General features: G+C 72.7%; 9 protein-coding genes. 6 read left to right on the plus strand and 3 right to left on the minus strand.

From position 1 onward, the window contains the following. Positions 1–2: 2 nt before the first annotated feature. On the minus strand, positions 3–14,312 hold the full coding sequence (locus tag OG711_RS01850) for a type I polyketide synthase (protein ID WP_329558146.1): 14,310 nt from the start codon (positions 14,310–14,312) through the stop codon (positions 3–5). A 380-nt stretch (positions 14,313–14,692) separates the two neighbouring features. Beyond that, positions 14,693–15,937 carry a 5-aminolevulinate synthase gene (gene hemA / locus OG711_RS01855; protein ID WP_329558147.1) on the minus strand — a complete coding sequence of 415 codons (1,245 nt, stop codon included), beginning with the start codon at positions 15,935–15,937 and terminating at the stop codon, positions 14,693–14,695. Positions 15,938–16,149: 212 nt separating this feature from the next. Between hemA and OG711_RS01860 the strand changes: the two genes are divergently transcribed. Continuing rightward, positions 16,150–17,700 carry an AMP-binding protein gene (locus OG711_RS01860; protein WP_329558148.1) on the plus strand — a complete coding sequence of 517 codons (1,551 nt, stop codon included), beginning with the start codon at positions 16,150–16,152 and terminating at the stop codon, positions 17,698–17,700. Positions 17,701–17,707: 7 nt separating this feature from the next. Then, a complete protein-coding gene (locus tag OG711_RS01865; protein WP_329558149.1) occupies positions 17,708–19,264 on the plus strand; it encodes a long-chain-fatty-acid--CoA ligase in 1,557 nt (518 codons plus the stop codon). Between the two features lie 253 nt (positions 19,265–19,517). Here the strand turns inward: OG711_RS01865 and OG711_RS01870 are convergent, their stop codons facing one another. Beyond that, entirely contained in the window at positions 19,518–20,864 is a 1,347-nt protein-coding gene (locus tag OG711_RS01870) for a hypothetical protein (RefSeq protein WP_329558150.1), read from the minus strand. 478 nt (positions 20,865–21,342) lie between these two features. Here OG711_RS01870 and OG711_RS01875 point away from each other — a divergent pair, with 478 nt between their 5' ends. From OG711_RS01875 to OG711_RS01890, 4 genes are all read left to right on the plus strand, one after another. Next, complete coding sequence (locus OG711_RS01875; protein WP_329558151.1) at positions 21,343–23,850, plus strand: SufS family cysteine desulfurase; 2,508 nt, start codon at positions 21,343–21,345, stop codon at positions 23,848–23,850. 135 nt (positions 23,851–23,985) lie between these two features. Beyond that, complete coding sequence (locus tag OG711_RS01880; RefSeq protein WP_329558152.1) at positions 23,986–24,828, plus strand: class I SAM-dependent methyltransferase; 843 nt, start codon at positions 23,986–23,988, stop codon at positions 24,826–24,828. Positions 24,829–24,852: 24 nt separating this feature from the next. Further along, a complete protein-coding gene (locus OG711_RS01885) occupies positions 24,853–25,128 on the plus strand; it encodes a hypothetical protein (RefSeq protein ID WP_073785793.1) in 276 nt (91 codons plus the stop codon). Then, a complete protein-coding gene (locus OG711_RS01890) occupies positions 25,125–26,171 on the plus strand; it encodes an Inducer of phenazine A (RefSeq protein ID WP_329558153.1) in 1,047 nt (348 codons plus the stop codon). Before OG711_RS01885 ends, OG711_RS01890 begins: the two co-directional genes overlap by 4 nt. Positions 26,172–26,329 lie beyond the last annotated feature (158 nt).

A 26,329-nucleotide genomic window follows, 5' to 3' on the forward strand; every position in this document is an offset into this window, starting at 1 on the left:
TCTCAGGCCGTGCCGAAGTTGTTGTCGAGCAGGGCGAACAGCTCGTCCGCCGTCGCCGTCGCGGTGTCGTCCACCGGTCCGGGCGGGGGCGCCTTGCCACCTGTGGGAGCGGCGCGCTGTCCCCAGCCGCGCAGCAGCTCGTTCAGCCGCTCGCCGACTCCGTCGGCGTCTGCCTCCCCTGGCGGTACGGCCGCGAGGAGCGCGGCCAGCCGGTCCAGTTCGGCCAGCAGTGGCGAGGGCGGCTCGGACGTGGCGGAAAGCTCCGCGTCCAGGTGTGCGGCAAGCGCGGCGGGGGTCGGATGGTCGAAGACGAGCGTCGGCGGGAGGGGCAGTCCGGTGGCCTCGCCCAGCCGGTTCCTGAAGCGCACCGCGAGCATCGAGTCGAAGCCGACCTCGGAGAAGGAGCGCTCGGGTCGCACCGGACCGGTCCCGGTATGGCCGAGGACTGCGGCCGCGTGGCCGGTGACCAGGTCGAGTACCGCTTGGCGGCGTGCCTGCCGGTCCAGCGGGGCCAACCGGGCCGCCAGTCGTGCGGCGGGTGCTTCGTCGTGCTCGTCCGTGGTCCCGGCGGGCTCCGCCGCGGTCGCGACGGCGGCGGGAGCGCCGGTCCGGCCCGGGGTGGGCAGCCAGTAGCGGTCGCGCTGGAAGGGGTAGGTCGGCAGCGGGAGGGGTGGAGTGGCGTCCGGACCGGAAGCCTCCGTCCAGGGCGACCAGTCCACCGGGCCGCCGCCGCTCACCCATGCCTCGGTGAGTGCGGCCAGCAGCCGGTCCCGGCCGCCGTCACCGCGCCGCAGTGTGCCGACCGCCGACACCTCACATCCGGCGTCCCCGGCCACCGCCTCGATCCCGGCGAGCAGCACCGGATGCGGGCTGACCTCGACGAACAGGGTGTGGCCCGCTTCCAGCAGGGTGCGGGTGGCTCCGACGAAGTCGACCGGCTCGCGCAGATTGCGGTACCAGTAGGCGGCGTCGAGCGATTCTCCCGCGACGGGCCCGCCGGTCACCGTCGAGTAGAGCGGGACGGCCGAGGCGCGTGGGCGTATCCCGGTGAGGGCGCCGCGCAGTTCGTCCTCGATCTCGGCGACCTGGGCCGAGTGGGCCGCGTAGTCCACCGGGATCGCCCTGGCGCGCAGCCCCTCTCGGGCGCAGGCCGCCAGCAGGGCGGACAGGTCCTCCGGTTCTCCGGCGACGACCACGGCGTCGGGGCCGTTCACCGCGGCCACATGGACACGTCCGCCGTCGGGCAGCAGGCTCGCGGTCCGTTCGGCGGAGGCGGCGACCGACACCATGCCGCCGCGCCCGGCCAGCCGTAGCAGCGCCCGGCTGCGCAGCGCCACCACGAGCGCCGCGTCGTCGAGCGACAGGGCTCCGGCGACGCAGGCGGCGGCGATCTCGCCCTGGCTGTGTCCGACGACCGCGTCCGGGGTGATCCCGCTGTCGCGCCAGTGCGCGGCCAGCGCGACCATGACGGCGAACAGCACCGGTTGGACGACGTCCACGCGGTCGAGCGTCGGCGCGCCGGGCGCTCCGCGCAGCACCTCGGTGAGGGACCAGTCGGTGTACGGGGCGAGGGCTCGTCCGCAGGCGGCGATGGCGTCGGCGAACGCCGGCGAGGCGGTGAGCGCCTCCACGGCCATACCGGCCCACTGCGAGCCCTGACCGGGGAAGACGAAGGCGGTAGGGCCGCCGCGTACCCGGTCCCGCACCGCGTCGGGCGCGGGTTCTCCCGCGACGAGGGCGTCCAGCCAGTTGAGGAGCCCCGCACGGTCGCGGCCGGTCGCGGCCGCCCGGCAGGGCAGGGCGGGACGGGTGGTGGTGAGCGCGCGGGCCGCCTCGGCGGCGTTCTGGCCGGGGTTGGCCCGCAGTTGCTCCGCCAGTCGTCGTGCCTGGCGGCGCAGCGCCGCGGGGGTCATCGCGGAGAGCAGCCAGGGAACCTTCGTCGCCGTGTGTTCGGACGGTCCGTCGGACACGTCTTCGGGCGGCGGTGCCGAGCCGGTGGCGGGTGCTTCCTCCAGGATCGCGTGGGCGTTGGTGCCGCTCATCCCGAACGCGGAGACGCCGGCCCTGCGCGGCCGGTCCCCGTCCGGGGCGTCCCAGGGGCGGGTGCGCGCGAGCAGCCGGACCGCGCCCGCCGACCAGTCGACCCGGCTCGACGCCTCCTGGGCGTGGAGTGTGCGGGGGAGCTGGCCGTGCCGCAGGGCCAGCACGGTCTTGATGACTCCGGCGACCCCGGCGGCGGCCTGGGTGTGCCCGATGTTGGACTTCAGCGACCCCAGCCACAAGGGCCGTTCGGCGGGCCGGTCCTGACCGTAGGTGGCAAGGAGGGCCTGGGCCTCGATCGGGTCGCCGAGCACCGTACCGGTGCCGTGCGCCTCGACCAGGTCGACTTCGGCACCGGACACCCCCGCTGCGGCGAGCGCGGTCCTGATCACCCGCTGCTGCGCGGGGCCGCTCGGGGCGGTCAGGCCGTTGCTGGCGCCGTCCTGGTTCACCGCCGTGCCCCGGACCAGGGCGAGCACCGGGTGCCCGAGGCGCCGTGCGTCGGACAGCCGTTCGACGAGCAGTACGCCCACCCCCTCGCCCCAGCCCGTGCCGTTCGCCTCTTCGGCGAAGGACCGGCAGCGGCCGTCGGGCGAGAGTCCCTGCTGACGGCTGAACTCCACGAAGACGTCCGGGCTCGCCATCACCGCGGCACCGCCGACCAGGGCGAACGAGCAGTCCCCCGCGCGCAGTGCCTGGCCGGCCAGGTGGAGCGCCACCAGGGAGGACGAGCAGGCCGTCTCCACGGTCACGGCGGGGCCGCCGAGTCCGAGGGTGTAGGCGACGCGGCCGGAGGCGACGCTGGTCACATTGCCGCTGAGCAGGTGCCCCTCGACCTCGTCGGACGGGTTCTGCGGTCCGGTGCCGTAGCCCTGGGCTGCGACGCCGACGTAGACACCGCCCTCGCTGCCGCGTACCGAGGCGGGATCGAGTCCGGCCCGTTCCAGCGCCTCCCAGCTGGTCTCCAGCAGCAGTCGCTGCTGCGGGTCCATCGCCAGCGCCTCGCGCGGGGAGATCCCGAAGAACTCCGCGTCGAACTCGGCTGCTCCGTCGAGGAATCCGCCGCCGGTGGTGTAGAACGTGCCCGGGTTCAGGGGGTCCGGGTCGTAGAGCGTGTCCAGCGGCCAGCCCCGGTCGGCCGGCAGCGCGGCGACCGCGTCCACTCCGTCGGCCACGAGCCGCCACAGGTCGTCGGGCGAGCGGACACCGCCGGGGAAGCGGCAGGCCATCGAGACGATCGCCAGCGGCTCGTCGGACGCCATGGGCCCGGGGACGGAAACCGCCGGGCCGTCGGCGGTGGCGGCGTCCGTGTCGCTCAGTCCGGCGAACAGGTGCGCGCCGAGCTCGACGGCCGTCGGGTGGTCGAACACGGAGGTGAGCGGGAGCGGCAGACCGGTGGCCGCGACCAGCCGGTTGCGCAGTTCGACGGCGGTGAGCGAGTCGAAGCCCACCTCGCGGAACGGGCGGTCGGCCGCGAAGCCACCGGCCGACTCATGGCCCAGTACGGCGGCCGCCTCGCTTCTGACCAGCTCCCGCAGCAGCTTCCGGCCCTCGGGCACGGAGAGCCGCTCCAGCCTGAGGCGCCACGACGGGTCACCGTCCGCGCCCGGCCCGGCGGGAGCGTCCGCCGCCGGGGGCGGCGGGGCCGTCGGCAGCCCGCGCAGCAGCGCGCTCTCCCGTACCGAACCGAACGTCGGCGCGAAGCGGCTCCAGTCCACCTCGGCGACCACCGGTTGGCCCTCGTCCAGTTCCAGCGCCAGGCCGAGCGCGGCGAGCGCCGTCGCGGGGGCCATCGGCACCAGTCCGTGGCGGCGCAGGCCGTCGCCGACCGCGCCGTCCGCCATGCCCGCGCCGGACCAGGGGCCCCAGGCCACCGAGGTCGCCGTCAGTCCCCGGCCGCGCCGCGCCGCCGCCAGCCCGTCCAGATAGGCGTTCGCCGCCGCGTACACGCCCTGACCGCCGCTGCCCCAGGTGGCCGAGATCGAGGAGAACAGCACGAAGGCGTCCAGCTCATGGCCCTCCAGCAGGGCGTCGAGGTGCGCCGCGCCGCGTGTCTTGGCCGCCGTCCGTTCGGCCAGCTCCTCCAGGGCGCAGTCCGTGATCGCGGTGTCCGTGGTGAGCCCCGCGGTGTGCACCACGGCCCGTACGGTGTCGTCCTCGTCGCGCAACCGCTCCAGGATCCGCTCCAGTGCGCCCCGGTCGGCGACGTCGCAGGCCACTACGGTGCTCCGGGCTCCGAACTCCGCCAGGGCGGCGACCAGCCCGGCGGCTCCCGGCGCCTCGGGGCCCCGGCGGCTCAGCAGGACGAGGTGCTCCGCGCCGCGCTCCGCCAGCCAGCGGGCGACCTGGGCGCCGAGACCTCCGGTGCCTCCGGTGACCAGTACCGTGCCGCGTGGCGTCCACGGCGTGGCCGCGGGGGTCGCGGGTGTCCGCGCGCGGACGAGGCGGCGGCCCAGCGGTCCCGGCGCGCGCAGCGCCACCTGGTCCTCGCCGTCCAGTCCGGCCAGCACCGCGCACAGCCCGTCCAGTGCCGGTTCGTCCAGCGGTTCCGGCAGGTCGACCAGGCCGCCCCAGCGCCGGGGATGCTCCAGTGCCGCCACCCGGCCCAGGCCCCATATCTGGGCCTGTTCGGGGCGGGCCGTCTCCGTGCCGTCCGCGGCCACCGCTCCGCGTGTGGCGCACCACAGGGGCGCGTCGATCCCGCTGTCGCCCAGTGCCTGGAGCAGCAGCAGGGTCCCGGTGAGGCAGGCGTCGAGCGTGTCCAGACGCGGATGGGTTCCCTCGGCGAGGCCCAGCAGGGACAGCACACCCGTGAGGGTGCCGAACTCCGGCAGCACCGAGGCCAGTTCCGCGCGTGTGGTGGCGGCCCCGACGCGGATGACCACCACGTCGGCGCCGTGTCCGGCGAGGGCCTGTTCGCAGGCGAGCGCGGTGTCCTCGGCCCCGGGTCCGTCCGGGGTGACCAGCAGCCAGCGGCCGGAGAGCCGGGTGGACACGGGCGCGGTGAGCGGCTGCCAGTCGACGTGGTAGCGGTGGAGGCCGGCGGCGGTCGCGGACGCGCGACGGGAGCGCCAGGACGCGGGGACCGGGTCGAGGGCGGCCTCCGGCCAGAAACGCCGGCGCTGGAAGGCGTACGTGGGCAGGTCGACCCGCCGGACGTCGGTGCCGGTCCACCCCGCCGACCAGTCCACCGGTACACCGCGCAGATGCAACGAGGCGAGTGCCGTGCGGACCGCGTCCGTCTCGGCGCGGCCGTCACGCAGCAGCGGCACCGTCGCGCACTCGCCGGGGTCCGGGAGGCAGGAGTGCGCCATCGCGGACAGCACACCGCCGGGGCCGAGTTCGAGGAACGCCGTGGCGCCCTCGGCCCGCAGTCGGCGGGCTCCCTCCAGGAAGCGCACGGTGCCCCGGACATGGCGTACCCAGTGGTCCGGCGAGCGGAGTTCGTCGGCCGTGGCCGTCCGCCCGGTCAGATTGGAGACGATCTCGATCCCGGGCGCATGATAGGTCAGCGACTCGGCCACGTCCCGGAACTCGTCGAGCATCCCCTCCATCCGGGCGGAGTGGAACGCGTGGCTCACGTTCAGGGTCCGGGTGCGCCGACCGAGGGAGCGGAACGCCCCGGCCAGGCGCCGCACCGCGTCGCCGTCACCGGACAGCACCACGGAGGTGGGACCGTTGACGGCGGCGATGTCCACCGTGTCCCGGTCCGTTTCCCGCCCCGCGGCGGCCCGTCCGGTGCGGTCGTCCAGCAGCGCCTGCCGTGCCTCCTCCTCGGTGGCCTCCACCGCCGTCATCGCCCCGCCCCTGGGCAGCGCGTCCATCAGCCGGCCGCGGGCCGCCACCAGCGCACAGGCGTCGGGCAGATCCAGCACACCCGCCGCGTGGGCGGCGGCGAGTTCACCGATCGAGTGCCCCATCAGCAGGTCGGGCCGCACCCCCCAATGCTGGACGAGCCGGAACAGCGCCGTCTCCAGGGCGAACAGGGCGGGCTGGGTGTAGCGGGTGCGTTCGAGCAGTTGCGCCCCGGGAGTTCCGGGAGCGGCGAACAGGATGTCGCGCAGCGGACGGTCGAGGTGCGGGTCCAGTCCGGTGAGCACCTCGTCCAGGGCTGTGGCGAACACCGGGTCGTCGCGGTAGAGCTCCGCACCGGCCCCGGCCCGCTGGCTGCCCTGTCCCGGGAAGAGGAAGGCGGTCCGGCCGGGGCGTCCGGCGCCGCCGGTGAGCAGCGGGCCCGCCGCCGTGCCCCGCGCGAGGGCGGTGAGCGAGCGGCGGACGGACGCCGGGTCCCGTCCCAGGACTGCGGCGCGGTGTTCGAGAGGGGCGCGTCCCGTGGCCAGCGAGTAGGCGACATCCGCCAGTTCGACATCCGGGTCGGCGTCGAGCCGGGCCCGCAGGCGTTCGGCCTGTGCCCGCAACGCCTCCGGCGTCCTGGCCGAGAGCAGCAGCGGCACGGGCGGTCCGGTACGGCCGGCGGGGACGGTGGCCGTGGTGGCGGGTGCGGCCGGATTCGAGGGGGGCACGGGCGGAACGTCGGCGGGCTCCGCGGCGGGGAGGACCGGGTCGGTGGGGTCCGCGGGGGGTACGGCCGGGCCGTCGGTCCGGTCCGGGGTGGGGACGACCGCCGTGACGGGTGCCTGTTCGATGATCGCGTGCGCGTTGGTCCCGCTGATGCCGAAGGACGACACGCCCGCCCTGCGCGGGCCCCCGGTCTCGGGCCACGGGGTGCGCCCGGTGAGCAGGCGGACCTCACCGCCGGACCAGTCGACGTGCGGGTTCGGCGCACCGGCGTGGAGGGTGCCCGGCAGTTCGCCGTGCCGGATGGCCAGCACCATCTTCATCACCCCGGCCACACCGGCGGCCGCCTGGGTGTGGCCGATGTTCGACTTCACGGAGCCGAGCCACAGCGGACGGTCCGCCGGGCGCTGTGGCCCGTGGACGGCCTGGAGCGCCTGCGCCTCGATGGGGTCGCCGAGCCTGGTACCGGTGCCGTGGGCCTCGACCGCGTCGATCTGGTCGGCGCGCAACCCGGCGTCGGCCAGCGCGGCGCGGATGACCTGTTGCTGGGACGGGCCGTTGGGGGCGGTGAGCCCGTTGCTGGCACCGTCCTGGTTCACCGCGGTGCCGCTGATCAGCGCGAGGACGGGGTGGCCGTGGCGCAGGGCGTCGCGGTGGCGCTCCAGCAGCAGCACACCGGCGCCCTCGCCCCAGCCCGTGCCGTCCGCCTCCGCCGAGAACGCCTTGCACCGGCCGTCGGCGGCGAGTCCGCGCTGGCGGCTGAACTCCACGAAGAGCTTCGGTGTGCTCATCACGGTCACCCCGCCCGCGAGCGCCTGTTCGCAGTCACCGCGCCGCAGCGCCTGCACGGCCAGATGCACGGCCACCAGCGACGACGAGCACGCGGTGTCCACGGTGAGCGAGGGCCCCTGGAGGCCGAGGACGTAGGACAGCCGCCCGGACAGCACACTGGCCGTGTTCCCGGTCAGCAGATGGCCCTCGGATATCCCCTCGGCCCCCTCCAGCAGGGCGGAGTAGTCCTGGCCGTTGGTGCCGATGTACACCCCGACCTGCCGGTCCTTCAGCGCGGTCGGGTCCTGGCCGGCCCCCTCGACGGCCTCCCACGCGGTCTCCAGGAGCAGCCGTTGCTGCGGGTCCATCGCCAGTGCCTCGCGTGGCGAGATCCCGAAGAACTCCGCGTCGAACCCGGGGGCGTCGTGCAGGAAGCCGCCCTGTCTGCTGTAGGTGGTACCGGCCCGGTCGGGGTCCGGGTCGTACAGGCCCTCGGTGTCCCAGCCCCGGTTCGACGGCCAGTCGCCGACGGCGTCGGTGCCCTCCGACAGCAGACGCCAGAAGTCCTCGGGCCGCTCGACCCCGCCGGGGAAGCGGCAGCCCATGCCGACGATCGCGATCGGCTCGTCGCGGCCGGACTCCCCCACCCCGTTCCCCTCGGCTCCGGCGGATGCCGCGCTCCCGCCCGTCGGGTCCGGGAGGCCCAGTTCGGCGAGCAGCCGGCCGGCCAGCGCCGACGGCGTGGGATGGTCGAACAGGACGGTGGCGGGCAGCGCGAGTCCGGTGGCGGCGGCGAGCCGGTTGCGCAGTTCCACCGCCGTCAGTGAGTCGAAGCCGAGCGCGGAGAACGCCACTGCGGGCCGGACCGTCCCGGCATCGGGGTGGCGCAGAACGGCCGCCGCGTGGGTGCGCACCAGCTCGGTGAGGGTCCGGACCCGGTCCTCATGGCGCGGCAGTACGGCGATCTGTTGCCGCAGGGTACCGGCGGAGCCGGCGTCCGGGGCCGACCGTGCGGCGGCGGGGTCGGGGACGGCCGTCGCCGTGCCCGGGGCCGGTATGCCGTCCAGCAGGGCGCCGGACCGCAGTCCCATGCCCGCGGCGAAGCGCCGCCAGTCGACATCGGCCACCAGGACCAGCGCGTCGTCCTCGGCGAGTGCCCGGCCGATCGCGGTGACCGCCGACTCGGGCTCCATCACCGGCATGCCGAAGTCCCGCAGCCGCTCGGCGACACCGTCCGCGAGCATTCCGCGCCCGGCCCAGGCGCCCCAGGCCACGGCCGTCCCGGGCAGTCCCGTGGCCCGGCGGGCGGCGACGAGCGCGTCGACGGCGGCGTTGGCGGCCGCGTAGTTGCCCTGCCCCGCGCTGCCCACGACGCCCATCACCGACGAGAACACCACGAAGGCCGACAGATCGAGTCCCGCGGTGACCTCATGGAGGTTGCGCGCGGCGGTCAGCTTGGCGCGCAGCACGGCGGCGAGCCGCGCGGGGTCCAGGGCGTCGAGCACGCCGTCGTCCAGTACGCCCGCCGCGTGGACGACGGCGGACAGCGGGTACCGCGCCGGGATGTCCGCGACCAGCTCCGCCAGCGCGGCCCGGTCGGCGACGTCACAGGCCGCGAAGGCCACCTCGACGCCCAGCGCGGTCAGCTCCTTCCGCAGCTCGTCCGCGCCGGGTGCCCCGGCGCCGCGACGGCTGACCAGCAGCAGCCGCTCCGCCCCCTGGCCCGCGAGCCAGCGCGCCGTGTGCGAACCGACACCACCGGTGCCACCCGTGACGAGAACGGTGCCGTGCCAGTCCGTGCCGGGCGGCACCTGGGCGGCCGGGCCGTCCGTACGGGCCTTCGGCGGGGCCGGTGCGGCGGGCCGGAGACGGCGCCCATGGACCCCGGTGGACCGCACCGCCACCTGATCCTCGTCGGCGGCGGCTCCCGCGAGCACCGCGCACAAGCGGCGGGCGGCACGCGCGTCCAGCACCTCGGGCAGATCGACCGAGCCGCCCCAGCGGTGCGGGTGTTCCAGTGCCAGCGTCCGGCCCAGGGCGGCGGACGCGGCCTGGCCGACGTGTCCGGGCCGTTCCGAACCGCCCAGAACCGCCGTTCCCGTCGTCAGTGTCCACAGCGGGGCGCCGATCCCGGCGTCCTCCAGTGCCTGGGCCAGCGCGAGGGTCAGCGCCGGACCGCCGGGGAGGTCGGGGTGCTCGGGATGGGTGCGCTCCTCCCAGGACAGCAGCGACAGCACCCCGGCGATCGGCTGCTCCCCCACCTCCTTGGTGAGCAGCGAGGCCAGTTGCTCCCTACTGGTGCCCGGGTCGGCAACGACACACTGGAGCAGGTCGGCCCCGGCGTCGCCGAGGGTGTCCAGGACGGCGGCCGCGGCGTCGCCCTCGGGACGCAGGGCGAGCCAGCGGCCGACGAGACCGTCCACCGGAGCGATCGAGAGCGGTGACCAGGCGACGTGATAGCGCCAGGAGTCCGCCCGGCGCTCACGGGTTCTCGTGCGACGCCAGGTCGCCAGGGCGGGCAGGACTTCGTCCAGCGCGGCACAGCCGACCCCCAGCGCCTCGGCGAGCCGGGCGGGGTCCTGTAGTTCCAGATCGTCCCAGCGGTCCTCGGCGGGGGAAGCCGGGACGAGGGCGGGGGCAGTCAGCCAGTAGCGCCGGCGTTGGAAGGCGTACGTGGGCAGCTCCACCCGCCGGGCCCCGGTCCCCGCGTACAGGTGCTCCCAGTCGACCGGCGCGCCCTGCGCATACGCGTCGCCCAGCGCGAGCAGCAGCCGTTCGAGGCCGCCCTCCCCGCGCCGCAGTGTCCCCAGCACCGCCGCCTCCACACCCGCGGCCTCCACCGACTCCCCCACCGCCACCGCAAGCACCGGATGCGCACTCGGCTCCACGAAGAACCGGAAACCCTCCCCCAACAACGCACGCGTCGCCGCCCCGAACCGCACCGTCTCCCGCAGATTCCGGAACCAGTACGAAGCATCCAACGACGCCGTGTCCAACCAGCCACCCGTCACCGTCGAGAAGAACGGCACCGAACCCGTGACAGGAGCGATCCCGGCCAGATCGGACAGGAGCTGTTCGCGGATCTCCTCCACATGCGCCGAGTGAGAGGCATAGTCCACCTCGATACGACGCGCCCGTATCCCCTGCTCGACGAGCTGATCAACCAGCAGGGTGATCGCGTCCGCGTCGCCCGACACCACCGTCGACGACGGACCATTCACTGCCGCCACCGACAACCCACCACCCAGCGAAGCGATCCGCTCCCGCACCACATCCACCGGCAGCGGCACCGACGCCATGCCGCCGCGGCCCGCCAGCGCACCCACCGCACGGCTGCGCAGCGCCACCACCCGCGCCCCGTCCTCCAACGACAAACCACCCGCCACACACGCGGCGGCGATCTCCCCCTGACTGTGACCCACCACCGCATCCGGCACCACACCGAACGAACGCCACACCTCGGCCAGTGACACCATCACCGCCCAGAGCGCCGGCTGCACCACATCCACCCGAGCCAGCACCCCCGACCCGCGCAACACCTCCGACAACGACCAGTCCACATACGGCGCCAACGCCCGCTCGCACTCAGCCATCCGCCCCGCGAACACCACCGACCCGTCCAACAACCCCGCAGCCATCCCCACCCACTGCGAACCCTGACCCGGGAACACCAACACCGAACGACCCGACACCACCCCACCAGCACCGGTCACCACACCCGCCGCGGGCAACCCCCGCGACAACGCCGCAAGACCGGCCAGCAGCTCGTCACGGTCCGACCCGACCACCACCGCCCGCTCCGCGAAGCGCGAACGCCCCACCGCCAGCGAGTGACCGACATCCGCCACGTCCAACCCGGGCTCCGCCAGTACCCGCGCGTGCAACGCCGCCGCCTGCCCGCGCAACGCCGCACCGTCCCGCCCCGACAACGGCCACACCACCGCACCGGGCCGCTGGGCATCCGCCACCGGCACGGCCGGGGTCCCGACCGGCGCGGACTCCACGATCACGTGGGCGTTGGTGCCGCTGATGCCGAAGGAGGACACGCCGGCCCGGCGCGGACGGCCGGTGTCCTCCCACGCACGGGCCTCCGTCAACAGCTCGGCCGCCCCCGCCGACCAGTCGACCTCCGGTGTGGGACCGTCCACGTGCAGGGTCTTCGGCATCACCCCGTGCCGCAGCGCCAGCACCGACTTGATCACTCCGCCCACACCGGCCGCCGCTTGGGCGTGTCCGATGTTGGACTTCAACGAGCCGATCCACACCGGGCGTTCGGCGGGGCGCCCCTGTCCGTATGTCGCGAGCAGCGCCTGGGCCTCGATCGGGTCACCCAGCCGGGTCCCCGTGCCGTGCGCCTCCACCATGTCGACCTCGGACGCCGCCAGCCCGGCGTCCGCCAGCGCCGCACGGATCACCCGCTGCTGCGACGGACCGTTCGGCGCCGTCAGGCCGTTGCTCGCACCGTCCTGGTTCGTGGCGGAGCCCCGCACCACCGCCAGCACCGGATGGCCGAGACGCCGCGCGTCCGACAGCCGCTCCACCAGCAGCATCCCCACGCCTTCGGCCAGACCGAAGCCGTCGGCGGCCGCCGCGAAGGCCTTGCAGCGGCCGTCCGGGGCGAGACCACCTTGGCGGCTGAACTCCACGAGCATGCCGACCGTGGACATCACCGTCGCACCACCGGCGAGCGCCAGCGTGCACTCGCCCGAACGCAGGGCCCGCACCGCCAGGTGCAGTGCCACCAGCGACGACGAGCACGCCGTGTCCACGGTGACAGCCGCTCCCTCCAGACCGAGGGTGTAGGCCAGCCGGCCCGACGCGACGCTTCCGGTGTTGCCGGTCAGCAGATGGCCGCCGGCGTCGGCGCCCTGTTCGAGACGGGGTCCGTAGTCCATCGTCATCGCCCCGACGAAGACACCGGTCCGGGTCCGTCGCAGGGTGGCCGGGTCGATCCCGGCCCGCTCCAGCACTTCCCAGGCCGTCTCCAGCAGCAGCCGTTGCTGGGGGTCCATCGCCAGCGCCTCACGCGGTGAGATACCGAAGAACTCCGCGTCGAACTCGGTGGCGTCGGCGAGTGATCCCGCCTCGCGCTGGTAGTACCGGCCCGGCGTGCCCGGTGCGGGGTCGTAGCGTCCGGCGGTGTCCCAGCCACGGTCGTCGGGCAGCGGCGAGACGGCGTCGGCACCGGCCGACACCAGTTCCCAGAGTTCGTCCGGACTGCTGACGCCGCCCGGGTAGCGGCATCCCATGCTGACGATCACCACGGGGTCGTCGTCCCGGGCCCGCGCCGGCACGACCGTGTCCGTGTCGCGGTCGGGCCGGTCACCGACGAGTTCGGCGCGCAGGTATTCGGCCAGGGCATCCGGGGTCGGGCAGTCGAAGACGGCCGTCGCCGGGATGCGCAGCATCGTCGCCGCGCTGAGGCGGTTGCGCAGTTCCACCGCGGTGACGGAGTCGAATCCCAGGTCGAGGAAGGCCACATCGCCGGGCACCGGATCGGACCGCCCGGTCAGCGCGGCGATCTCTCCCGCCACCAGCCTTGCCAGCGCGGCGCGCTGCTCCGACGCGTCCATCGAGACCAGCACCGCATGGAACGCGACGCCGTCGTCCCGCTGCCCGTCGCCGTCACCCGACGGGGTCATGTCCGCCGGGCCGGGCTCCGCCAGGGCCGCGAGCGGCAGTTCCCGCAGCTGGGCGCGCTGTCCGGCGGACAGCGCCTCCCGGTCCGGTGTCACACCGCGCACATACAGTTCACCGAGCGAGGTCAGGAACCGGCCCGGGCCGCCCTGGTCCCGGCGCAGCGTCCCGAGGACGGCGGCGCGCGATCCGTGCTCCCGCGCGGTGTCCGTGAGGGCAGCGGTCATCACGGTGTGCGGGCTGACCTCCAGCAGTACGTCATGGCCGTCCCGCAGCAGCGCCTCGGCCGCCTGCTGGAATCTGACGGTGCCGCGCAGATTGCGGCACCAGTAGTCGGCGTCCAGCACCGGGACGTCCAGTCGTCCGCCGGTCAGCGCGGAGTAGTAGGGCAGGTTCGGTGTGCGGGGCCGGATCGGCGCGAGGTCGGCGCGCATCCGGGGGACGATCGTGTCGATCTGGGGGGAATGGGCGGCCAGGCCCACCGCGATCCTGCGCGCGTGCACGGCGTCCGACGCGAGTTCGGCGAGCAGTTCGGCCGCGGCGTCGCGGTCGCCGGAGACGATCACGGACCGCGGGCCGTTGAGCGCGGCGACGACGAGGCGGCCGTCCCAGCGTTCCAGTCGTGGCGCCACCTCGTCGACCGGGGCCATGACGGAGACCATGTCCCCCTGTCCGGCCAGGGTCGCCTGGGCCTGGCTCCACAGGGCCACGACCCGGGCGGCGTCGTCCAGGGAGAGCGCGCCGGAGACCTCGGCGGCGGTGATCTCACCGACGCTGTGCCCGAGTACCGCGTCCGGTTCCACGCCGTGGGAGCGCCACAGCGCGGCCAGTGACACCGTCACGGCGAACAGCACGGGCTGCACCACGTCGGCCCGGTCCGCCGCAGGTGCGTCCGGCGCGTCCGGGTCGCGCAGCGCGTCCGTCAGCGACCAGTCGATGAAGGGTTCCAGGGCCTGGGCGCACGCGTCCATCCGGTCGCGGAACACCGTGGACGTGTCGAGCAGGTCCACCGCCATCCGGGGCCACTGGGCGCCCTGTCCGGAGAACACGAAGGCGACCCGCCGGTGGGGGCCCCCGGTCCCCTCCACGAGACCGGGCATGCTCCTGCCGTGGGCGAGCGCGTCCAGCCGCTCCAGGAATCCGTCACGGTCCTGCGCCACCAGCGCGGCCCGCCTGCTTCCCTCAGCGGCGCGGTGGGCGAGGGTGAACGCGATGTCCCGCGGGCTCCAGTCGTCATGGCCGGCCAGGTACGCGCGCAGCTCGCGCGCTCCGGCCGCCAGCGATTCCCTGCCGCCGCCGGCCAGTGTCCACAGCAGCGGTGATCCCGTACCGGTTGGGTGCGCCATCGTGTCTCCGGACTCCTTCACGCCGAGCAGGACCATCAGTCACCGGACCCTCGCGGACGCCCGCTTCCGCGGGCCGCGCACCGGCTGGGGCGCTTCTCGTCATGCCCGGCGCGTGCCGTCACCGGACCTGCGACGCTGATCTTGCCGAAGCCGCATAGCGGCCTGATAGCGCAGGCCGCGACACGGAAGCGAGCGGGGCACCCGACGGGTCGCGGAGAAGCGGAGGAGCCGCGTTCATCTCACGGACAGGGGTTGTTCGCGGGGTCGTTGCCATCACCCCGTCACACGAGCGCGGCCGTGCGGACGCCGCCGTTGGCGGGTGCCCGTACCGACCGGGCCCGACGGCGCGTTGCGCGTGCCCCGGTATCGGGAGGTGCGGGTCAGCCGTCCGTCGTGGCGGGACGTCGCGGGTCCGGGGCGCGTGTCAGCCCCAGTTCCTGCCAGATCTCGTCCAGTGCCGCGACGAACTTCCTTATCTCGGACGGCTCGTGCACGGCGCCGGGAGCGCTCCTGAGGATCTCCTGGCCGGGGCGTACGCTCGGCGCGTTGATCGCCTGCACATAGACGCCGTGGCGTTCCAGGAGCAGGCCGGAGATCCGTTTGGCGAGTTCGTCGTCCCCGACGAAGACCGAGACGATATGGGATTCGTCGGAGACGAAGGGAATCCCGTGTTCCCTGAGCAGTCGGTGTGTCAGTCGCGCGTTCTCCCGGAGCCGGTGACGTTCCGCGTCCGAGGCGCGCAGGTGCCGGACGGCGGCGAGCGCGCCCGCGACGACCGCCGGGGGCAGGGCCGTGGTGAAGATGAAGGAGCGGGAGAAGCCGCGTACGGCGTCGATCAGTTCGGCGGGACCCGCTATGTAGCCGCCGGTGGTGCCGAATCCCTTGGCCAGGGTTCCCATGATCACGGTGAACTCGTCCGCAATTCCCAGGCCCGCGGCGATACCGGCTCCCTCGGGTCCGTACATTCCGACAGCGTGCACCTCGTCGAGGAAGGTCATCGCGCCGTGCTTCCGGGCGATCCTGGAGATCTCGGCGAGCGGGGCGACATCACCGGCCATCGAGTAGACCGACTCCGTGACGATCATCTTCGGACGGTCGGGATCGGTGGCCGATATCAACTCCTCCAGATGCGCCGTGTCATTGTGGCGGAAGATACGCTTCTCCGCGCCGCTGTGCCGGAGTCCGTCGATGATCGAGGCGTGGTTCATCTCGTCGGAGAAGACGACGCAGTTCCCCAGCCGGCCGGCGAGCACCGAGAGGGATCCGTCATTGGCGGTGTACCCGGAGGTGAAGAGGAGTGCGTCCGCCTTGCCGTGCAGATCCGCCAGTTCCTTCTCCAGCAGCACATGGTAGTGGTTGGTCCCCCCGATGTTCCGGGAGCCGCCCGCGCCCGCGCCGTACTCGTCGAGGGCTTCCCGGGTAGCCGCCAGGACGAGCGGGTGCTGGCCCATTCCCAGGTAGTCGTTGCTGCACCACACACTGATCTCGGCGTCGATCCCGTCGCGCCGGCTCCGCGCCGCCGGGAACTGTCCGGCGAGCCGTCCGATCTCAAGGAACTCCCGTTTCCCCTCCGCGGACCCACCTTCCTGCATATGCCGCGAGAAGAGCTCCAGGTAATGGTCCATGACGTCAACTCATTTCTCTGTGAACTGCGTCGATGCGGGCTCGGACTGGTAGGTGGGATTGTCCCAGAGCGGCATATCACTTCGATGGCGCGGCCTGCGACAATTCCGAACTCCTCACGCAACCGTTTCTGCAATTCACACTCCTGGCACATCCGCCTTTCGTGTTGTAGGCTCCCCGGAAATTCCTCGACACGGCACCACTGGAGTTCCGTATGCCGTCGAACGAAACGTATGTCAGCCAGATCCTTGAGGTAATCTCCGCGGAGCCGGAAAAGGTGGTCCTGTCATGGCAGGACCGGACCCTGACCGCGGCGGAGCTGACCGCCCTGGTCCGGTCCGCCGCGCAGGCCCTGCACCGGCACACCGGCGGGGACGGGAAGGCCACCGACGCCGTGGTAGCGGTCCTCACCGTCACGAACACCGCCCCGACCCTGGTGCTGCGGTACGCGGCCAATCTGATCGGGGCCACGGTCGTCCATCTGCACACCACCAACGCGGTCGATCCGGCGGACCACTTGGCCGCCGACGCCAAGCTCAAGATCCTCCAGGAGACCGGTGCGACGCACCTGGCAGTCGACGCGGAGAACGTCACGGCCGCTCGTGAGCTGAGCGAGCGGTCGCGAACTCCCCTCGTCCTCGTCGGTCTCGGCGCTCTCGGCCCCGATGTCCTGGACCTGACGGCCGGGAACCCGGACGCGTTCGATCCGGCCGCCATCGAGATCGGGCTCGACCGGACCGCGGTGGTGACCTACACCAGCGGGACGACCGGTGAGCCGAAGGGCATCGCCGTCGACTTCCGGACCCGCAACGGCTTCATCTCCGCCGGACTCCAGATGGGCTGGCGCTCGGTCTATCTGGCCACCCTCCCGCTGAGCCACTCCAGCGGCGCCACGACCGACGACTCGCTCGCGTCCGGTGGCTCGGTGGTCCTGCGGGACGGGTTCGAGCCGGGTGACGTACTGCGCTCCGTGGAGCGGCACGGCATCACCCGGATGCTGCTCTCACCGCCCCAGTTGTACATGCTCATGGACCACTCGGAGGCGGGCTCGGCCGACCTGTCCAGCCTCCAGATGGTCACCTATGTGGGTTCCCCCGCGTCCCCGGAGCGGCTGGCCGAGGCGGTCAAGCTCTTCGGTGACGTGCTCATCCAGGTGTACGCCACCAGCGAGGCCGGTTTCGTCAGCATGCTGTCACCGGCCGAGCATCTCGATGCCCGGCTGCGGACCACGGTCGGCCGGCCGATGCCCGGCTGGGTCCGGATACGCGACCGGGACGACTCCCGCGATCTGCCGACCGGTGAGACCGGTGAGGTCTGCGTGCGGTCAGCGTTCACGATGAGCGAGTACGTGGGGGAGCCCGAACTCACCGCCCGGACCGTACGGGACGGCTGGGTGCACACCGGTGACCTCGGCTTCGTCGACGGTGACGGTTATCTGCACCTCCGCGGACGGATCGGTGAGGTGATCAAGACCAATGGCATCAAGATCCATCCGGTGACGGTCGAGAACGCCTTCCTGGCCCATCCCGATGTCGTGCAGGCCGGCGTCTTCTGCGTGCGGGACAAGGACCGGATCGAGCACATGCACGCCGCCGTGGTGCTGCGCGAGCCAGGAACGGTCACCGCCGCCGAGTTGGCGGACCATGTCGGGGCGGTCATCTCACCGAAGCACGTCCCGGCGAAGATCGGCATCCGTACCGCCCTGCCCCTCACCGGTGCCGGGAAACCGGACAAGGCACGGCTGGCCGCGGAAGCGAGCGTGTGAGACCCGTATGACCCTCTCCGTGGCGGCCATACTCGCCGAGTCCGCGCTGCGGCGACCGGAGCACCCGGCGGTCGTGTTCGACTCCCGGAAGGTCACCTACCGTGAACTGTGGGACGGGGCACGCAGATACGCGGCGGCGCTGCGCGAGCGGGGCATCGGCCCCGGCGACAAGGTGGCGCTGCTGCTGCCCAGTACACCGCACTTCCCACTGGCCTACTTCGGTGTGCTCGCGCTCGGTGCGGTCGCGGTCCCCGTCCACGCCCTGCTCCGGGCGGACGAGATCGCGTACGTCCTCAAGGACTCGGGGGCCGCGGCGCTGATCTGCGCCGCCCCGCTGCTGGCCGAGGGCGGCAAGGCCGCGGACGCCGTCGGCACACCCGTGCTCACCGTCATGGAGGAGAGGGACACCCGTGCGCCGCGGCTGGACGCGCTCGCGGCGCGGAGCACACCGATCGAGCGTCAAGTGCCACGTGATCCCGGTGATATCGCGGTGATCCTCTACACCTCCGGCACCACCGGCCGGCCCAAGGGCGCGTTGCTCACCCATCTCAATGTGGTGATGAACGTCGACACCACCATGCTGTCGCCATTCGACTTCACGGCGGACGACATACTGCTCGGCTGTCTGCCGCTGTTCCACACCTTCGGCCAGATCTGCGGAATGAACACCTGCTTCCGGGCGGGCGCGACCCTGGTACTCATGCCCAGGTTCGACGGACCGCGGGCGCTGGATCTCATGGTCCGGGAGAACTGCACCCTGTTCATGGGGGTCCCGACGATGTACGTGGCACTCCTCGACGCGGCCCGGGCCGATCCACGACGGCCCGCGCTCGACCGGGCGTTCTCCGGGGGCTCCGCGCTGCCGGTGGCACTCCTGGACGCCTTCCGGGAGACCTTCGGCTGCCCGGTCCTCGAAGGGTACGGGCTGACAGAGACATCCCCGGTGGTGGCGTACAACCAGAAGGCGTGGCCGCTGAAGCCGGGCACGGTGGGCCGGCCGATCTGGGGCGTCGAGGTCGAGATCGCCCGGGCGGACGTGGAGGACCGGGTGGAGCTGCTGTCCACCGGTGAGCTGGGCGAGATCGTCGTCCGGGGACACAATGTGATGGCCGGGTACCTGAACCGGCCGGAGGCCACCGCCGAAGCGATCGTGGACGGCTGGTTCCGCTCGGGCGATCTCGGCGTCAAGGACGACGAGGGCTATCTGTCCGTCGTCGACCGCAAGAAGGACATGGTGCTGCGCGCCGGGTACAACGTCTACCCCCGCGAGGTGGAGGACGTCCTGGCCCGCCATCCGGCGATCGCCCAGGTGGCCGTCATCGGACTGCCGCACGCCGTCCACGGCGAGGAGGTGTGCGCGGTGGTGATGACACATCCCGGCGCGACGCCGTGCCCGGCACTCGGCGCCAGGATCGTGGCCTGGAGCAGGGAGCGGATGGCCCCCTACAAGTATCCGCGGCTGGTGGAGTTCGTGGACGCCTTCCCGCTCGGCCCCAGCGGCAAGGTGCTCAAACGGGAGCTGGTGTCCCGGCTGAGCGGTGCGGAGCGCGTGGCCGGCGGATAGCCCGGACCGCCTCACATTCTTAGGGACACGGTCATACCGGGCCCGGAGGCCGGCGGCCCCATTGCAGGACCGCGAAAAGGACAACGGGGGGCTGCCGGAGCAGGACAGCGGGAACATCCAGGGCGGGAGAGCAAGGACGCGGTGCTCGGACCCGGCTTGCGAGGTCCGTTCAGGGAGTGGTTCTGCCAGGAGCGGCGGAGAGGTCGCCGCCGCTCCTGGCAGATGAAGCTCAGGCCTCCTTTCGGAGCCTGGCTCAGCTCGCACAGCCCGGCGGCTGTCCTGTTGTGCGCAGGGTGGCCTGCCGCAGGAGCGACTGGACGGAGGTCCTGTCGCGGTGGGGGGCCAGTGTGGTGCGCATGGTGGTGACGGCTCTGTCGATGCTCCGTGACCGGGTGAGGGTGCTCTGTTTGAGGAAGCGCGACCAGGTGTCGCACGCACGGTCCAGGTGGCCTTCCTGGGCCTGTAGTTCGGCTGCCCGGGCGAGGGCGTTGGCGCGCGGTGCGGTCATCTCGGGCGGGCAGAGCCGGGCGCATTCGCCCAGGGCTGCGATCGCACGTGTCCGGTCGTCCAGGTGCCAGGCGACGGTGGCGCGGTGGAAGGCGAGCTGGGCGAGGAGAACGCGGGTATGTGCGTGGGGTGCGGTGGTCCCGGCTGCCGCTGAGGCAAGTTCCTGGGCTGTCCGCAGGCTTGTGCGGGCCGCGGCGCTGTCGTGGAGGGCGGCGAACGCGGCCGCGAGCTGTCCGTGGAGAAGGGGGGTGTCGGCTGTGGTGCCGTGGCCCTGTTCCACCGCGGCGAGGGCCAGGTCCAGGGCGGCGGTGTGGTGGCCGAGACGGCCCGCCTGCATGCTCAGGGTGCGCAGCACGGAGGCGAGGCTGTGCCGGTCGCCGGCCTCGTCCGCGAAGGCCGCACTCAGACGGTAGAACTCCATGGCTGTTCCGTGGAGTTCGTCGTCGACGTGGACCGTGCCGCACAGGCTGGTGAGTGACGCCGCGGATGCGAGGAGCTCCTGGTAGAGGGCGGGCCGGGTCCGCATGCGGAAGGAGGGGCAGAGCGTCGTGGCGAGGAATGCGGTCAGTGGCGCGCGGACCGTCTGTGCTCCCAGGACGTGGCTGGTGCGGGTGAACAGGACTGTCAGGTCCCGGAGTCCCCGCAGGTGCGCGGAGGGCATGGGGAGGCTGCCCCGGGGCGGAGCCTTCGGGCCCTGGTACCTGCCCGATCCTGCCGCTCGGGGGATGCCCGTCAGGCTGCTGACGGAGTAGACGAGTGTCCGGCGGTCGCCCTGGCCTGCCAGTGTCCGCAGCGTGTCCGCGGTGCGGGGTCGTTCCTCGGGGTCGGGGGTGCCGGCTCCCGTGAAGCCGGCTTGGGCCGCGGTCAGGGGCCGGCCCAGTCTCCGGCTCAGTGCCTCTGCCACCAGTTGCGGTCCGGTACCACGCGGCACGCCTCCGGCGAGCCACTGCGCGACCGAGGGCCTGTCGTAGCGCAGATCCAGCCCTGTCTCCCGGCCCACCGTGTTCACCGCGCGTGCGAGGTCGGCGCCGCTCCAGCCGCTTTCGGTGAGAAGCGACCGCAGTGCCGCGTTGGGAGAACGCCCTGTGGCCATCAAGTCTCCCGATTCCGACGGAACTTGCTGTCTGTCCACGCCGTGACGTGCCTGGTCCGCGTAAGCGCGGGGCACTGTCCTGCGCCGAATGAAAGCAGGCCGTCCGGGGCGGCGGCAAGGGATGCCACGCGAGGTCATATGGGTGAGCGGAGCGCATGCGTGCGCGGGATGCGAACGGCCCGCCGGACCGGGCGCGGCCCCGTCCTCTGCCCGTTCCGCGCGGGCGGCAGTGACCGTCCGCAGGTCCGCCGGGTGGGAGACGAACAGCCCCGCCCCATGCGGTCGCGGGGCGGGCGTCCTCGGGGCAGCAGGCATCCCGGTTTCTTAACGTCTGCAGAAGCTGAACAGAACCGGACATCCGTGGACTTGTGACGCTGCCGGTGCGGGTCGACGGTGGTGCGAGGGCCCGGCCCGGGCGCATCCCGTCACCGGGGCGCGCGACAGGTGGGAAGAGTTCGTTCTGAAAGGCGCCATGAACATGAACAGTGCGGATCCGTCGTGCAGCTGCGCCGCGCACCGGGCCGTCTCGGTCGCCCCGCTCGCGGCATCTGTGGAAGGTGTCCTGGACGCGGCGGCCGTGCGCGGCGACTTCCCCATCCTCCGGCGGACCGTCAACGGCGGTATGCCCCTGGTCTACCTGGACAGCGCGGCCACCTCCCAGAAGCCGCAGAGCGTCCTCGACGCGGAGACGGACTACTACCGGCTGCACAACGCCAACGTCCACCGCAGCCACCACGAACTCGCCCGGGAGGCCACCGCTCTCCTGGAATCGGCCCGGATCCGGATCGCCGCCTTCGTCGGCGGGCGGGCCGAGGACATCGTGGTGACGAAGAACGCCTCCGAGGCGCTGAACCTGGTCGCCTACTCCCTGATGAACGCCTCGCACGCCCCCCGCGCGCTGCGCTCCCATGCGCTGGGCCCGGGTGACAGCGTGGTCATCACCGAGATGGAACACCACTCGAACCTGATGCCATGGCAGCAGCTGTGCCGCCATACGGGAGCCGAGCTGAGGTGGCTGAGCATCACCGCTGAGGGGCGGCTCGACCTGGACGGGCTGGAGAAGACGGTCGACAGCAGTACCCGGGTGCTGGCCTTCACCCACCAGTCCAACGTGTACGGCACCATCAACCCCGTCCCGGCGCTGGTCCGGCGGGCCCGGGAGGTCGGTGCGCTCACCGTGCTCGATGCCTGCCAGTCGGTCCCGCACATGCCGGTGGACGTCAGCGGTCTCGGCGTGGACTTTCTCGCGTTCTCCGGGCACAAGATGTGCGGGCCGACCGGTATCGGCGTGCTGTGGGGCCGGTCCGGTCTGCTCGGTGAGCTGCCACCGTTCCTCACCGGCGGGGACATGAACGAGTCGGTGTCGATGACCGGCGCCGAGTACGCCGAACCCCCGCACCGCTTCGAGGCAGGCACACCGGTGATCGCCCAGACCATCGGCCTGGCCGCGGCCTGTTCCTACCTCGACGGGCTGGGTCGCGCCCGGCTGGCGTCCCACCACGAGCGGCTCACCGCACGGGCGCTGGACCAGCTGAGCGGGGTGAGGGGCGTGCGGATCGTCGGCCCGGCCGACGCGGCGGACCGCGGGCCCGCCGTCTCGTTCGCCGTCCGGGACCTCGGTCCCGACGCCGTCGGTGAGCACCTCGACCGGCGGGGCATCGCGATCCGGGTCGGTCATCTGTGCGCCCGCCCGGCCTGTGTCCGGTTCGGTCTGCCCGCCACCACGCGGGCCTCGTTCTACGCCTACAACACCGACAGTGATGTGGACGTGTTCACCGAGGCGCTGGCCGAACTCTCCGAGCCTCGTTCCGTGGCACCCGGGGCCGCGTCGGCCGTAGCCGCCGCGCCGCCGCGTGATCCCGTCGCGGCCGTTGCCCCCGGGGACCGGCCGGACACGACCCGCCGGGAACCGGCGCCGACTCGCGACGGGGACGCGGCAGCGTTCATGGACACGGTGTTCGCGGACGCGGCCACCGCGGCCACCGGACTGGCTGTCTCCCTGGGCGACCGGCTCGGGCTGTACCGCGCCATGGCGGGCGCCGGACCGCTCACCCCCGCGGAGCTCGCCGCGCGGTCCCGCACGCAGGAGCTCTACATCCGCGAGTGGCTGCACACCCAGGCAGGGTCAGGCTATGTCCGCACCGTGGCGGACGGTTCCGGGCCGCTGCGCTACGAGCTGCCCCCGGCCCACGCGGAGGTGCTGGCCGACTCCGGTGCCCCCACGGCCGCCGTCGGTATCTTCGCCGCCCTGCAGAGCCTCTACGGTGTCGAGGACCGGCTCGCCGAGTGCTTCCGCACCGGGGGTGGTGTGGACTGGGGCGAGTACCCGCCGCAGATGTTCCGGGCCGTCGCCCGTTTCTTCAGGCCCGCCTACCGCGCCAACATCGTCCAGCACTGGATTCCGGCGGTGGAGGGCCTCCCGGAGCGACTCACCGCGGGTGCCTGCGTCGCCGACATCGGCTGCGGGGTGGGCTACTCCACCCTTCTCATGTCCCGTGCCTACCCCCGGTCCGTCTTCCACGGCTACGACCCCCACCGTGAGTCCGTCGAACGGGCGCGTGTCATCGCCGAGGAGCAGGAACTGGACGACCGCACCCATTTCCACACCCTCGCCGCGGCCGACCTGGACGCCGAACGGCCCCGGGCCGACCTCGTGACCTTCTTCAACTGCCTCCACGACATGGGTGACCCCGTGGCCGCGCTGCGCGGGGCGCGCCGCATCCTCAAGCCGGACGCCGTCCTGCTGCTCGTGGAACCCAACGCGGAACCCGACCCCACCACCAACACCCACCCCACCGGAATGCTCTTCATGGCCCTGTCGGCCGCTCTGTGCCTGCCTGCCGCGGCGGCACAGAACGGACCCGCCGCCCTCGGCAACCACGCCGGCGAAGCCGCCCTGCGGGCCGTGGCCGGACAGGCCGGATTCACCGCGTGGAAGCGCGTCGCGGAAACACCGCGCAGCGCCGTCTACGCCGCAGGACTGTGACCGCACCCGCTCTCCCGGGCCCGGGCCGCCGCGGGCATCGGGGTCCGCCGGCGCCGCGTAGCTCCCGGGCGCGTGCTCCCGGACACGGACACAGCGCCCGCACATATCAGCCCGATCCACACGCCGGGAGGCCCGATGAGCAAGGACCTGGACAGTTTCGACACCAAGGCCACCTACAGCGACGCCTCCCTCGACTACGCGACCGTCGCCGAGGAGTTCTGGGGTTTCGTCTCCGACGACACCGCCGACCTGATCGGGCCGCGGCCCGGCCAGCGGGTGCTGGACCTGTGCTGCGGGCCGGGGCCGATGACGATCCGCAGCGCGGAACGGGTCGGGGCGCACGGTTATGTCGAGGCCGTAGACATCCTGCCCGAGATGCGCGCCATCACCCGGGACCGCGCGCGGGAACGGGGACTGGACCAGGTCACGGTGCGCCATGGCGACATCGACGAACTGCCGCCCGGCGACGCGTCCTTCGATGTCGTGAACTGTTCCCTCGGTCTCTACTTCGCCAAGGACATGGCCCGCTCCCTCGCGTCGTTCTGGTCCTATGTGCGCCCCGGCGGGACGCTCGCGGTCACCACGATCGGCCGCAGACTCTTCGAACCGGTCCTGCCCGTCTTCTTCGCCGCATGCCGGGCGGAACAGCCGGGGATGGGCACCTACCTGCCGTGGGTGCGCACGGAGGACCCGGACGTCCTGCGCGCACTGGCCGCCGAGGCACGGCTGACAGGCGTTCATGTGAGTACCCGTGACACGCCCATGCCGCTGCCCTCCCCCGGGGCATGGTGGCCGATCGTGCACGGCAGCGGCCTGCGGAGGCTGGAGACCGAGCTGGACCCCGGCGCCCAGGACCGCGTCAGACGCACCTGCGAGGAGTGGATCACCGCACACCGCATCACACAGCTCAACGTCGGAACCGTCCGTCTGATCGCCACCCGCGGCCGGGACGGCGTGCCGTACACCGTCCCGGCCTGACCCCCGCAGAGAACGGAGATACCCGTGAGCAGCAGAAGCGAAGTAGAGGCGACCGCCCTCAGGACCATCGCCGAGATCCTGGAGGAGGACGGGCAGCACGCCCCACAGGTTTCCGGAGCGAGCACCCTGGACGGGCTGGGCGTCACCTCCCTGGTCCTCGCGCGGGTGGTCATCGACCTGGAGGACCAGCTCGGCGTGGACCCCTTCAGGGGAGGACTCGCTGGGGACTCCCCCCTGCGGACGGTCGACGACCTGATAGACGCCTACACCGGCGCCCTGACGGAGGCCGGTGCGCAGTGAAACTCCAGCGCTACGCCCTGACACCCCAGATGAGGCAGTACGACGACTTCGACAACCGCGGCCACACGCGCTACCTGCCGTACCAGATGTACTTCAACCACGCGGACTACCGCTCGGACGTCCTGAACACCGACCGGTTCGGGTTCCGTTACACCCACGGGCCCGGCGGTCGCCGGGCCGCGCTCGACGGGGCGGCGGAGCAGGGACCGGTGAATCTGTTCGTCGGCAGCTCCGTGGCCCTCGGTATCGGCGCCACCAGCGACGCCACGACCATCCCGTCCCTCCTGTGGTCCCGCTACGCGCCGTCGGTTCCCTGGCTCAACTTCAGCGGCCGGAGCTACAACTCCGCCCAGGAACTGATCATGATGCTGCTCTACCGGCATCTGCTGCCCGGCGTCGAGGAGATCGTCATCCTCTCCGGGGTGAACAACCTGCTCCTCGCCCGGCTGCCGGCCGAACTCCAGGGTGACCACGGAGCGTTCTTCTACTGCAACGAGTACTACGAGCTCATGGAGCAGCTGCGGGCCCGGCACCGCAGGCCCGGCCGCCGGCTGTGGGGCCGGACCGGGCCCGCCCCGGGCCCGTCCGGCCTGCCGTCCCGGAGTGATCCGGTCCATGATCTCGACGAGCTGATCAGCCGTGCCACCGGTCTCACCGCACGGCATCTGGACGGATGGCGCCGGCTCGCCGCGGCCACCGGTGCGCGCGTGTCGTTCGTACTCACTCCGCTGGCCCCCTGGATCCGCAGGCAGCCCGCCCGGCAGGAAGCCGTCCTGTTCACCGAACTAGACAAGCTGTCCCACCTCGGTGTCCCGCTGGACGAGATGTTCGGCGAGATCGGCACACAGGACGCCGGGCGCCGGTACGCCCAGGCCCTCCGTGAGACCTGCGAGAAACAGGATGTGCGGTTCCTGGAGATCGCCCCGCTCATCGCGCGGGCGGCAGCCCCCGAGGACTGGCTCTTCGTCGACCGCGGCCACTTCACCGACCTGGGCAGCGACATCTTCGCCCGTCTGCTGGCGGAAGAGCTCTCCCTTACCTGAAAAGGAGCACCCCGTGCGGTTCATCCGGAAGGTGATAGCGCGATGGCGCCGGCGCAAGGCCCGGCGCGGGAACGACAACTCGATCTACCCGATGTTCTGATGACGCCGGCACTCGGCGGGCCCACAGCCGGGACCGGTCAGTACCACAGCGAGGAGGA

It is taken from the genome of Streptomyces uncialis (assembly GCF_036250755.1).
Lineage (GTDB): Bacteria > Actinomycetota > Actinomycetes > Streptomycetales > Streptomycetaceae > Streptomyces > Streptomyces uncialis.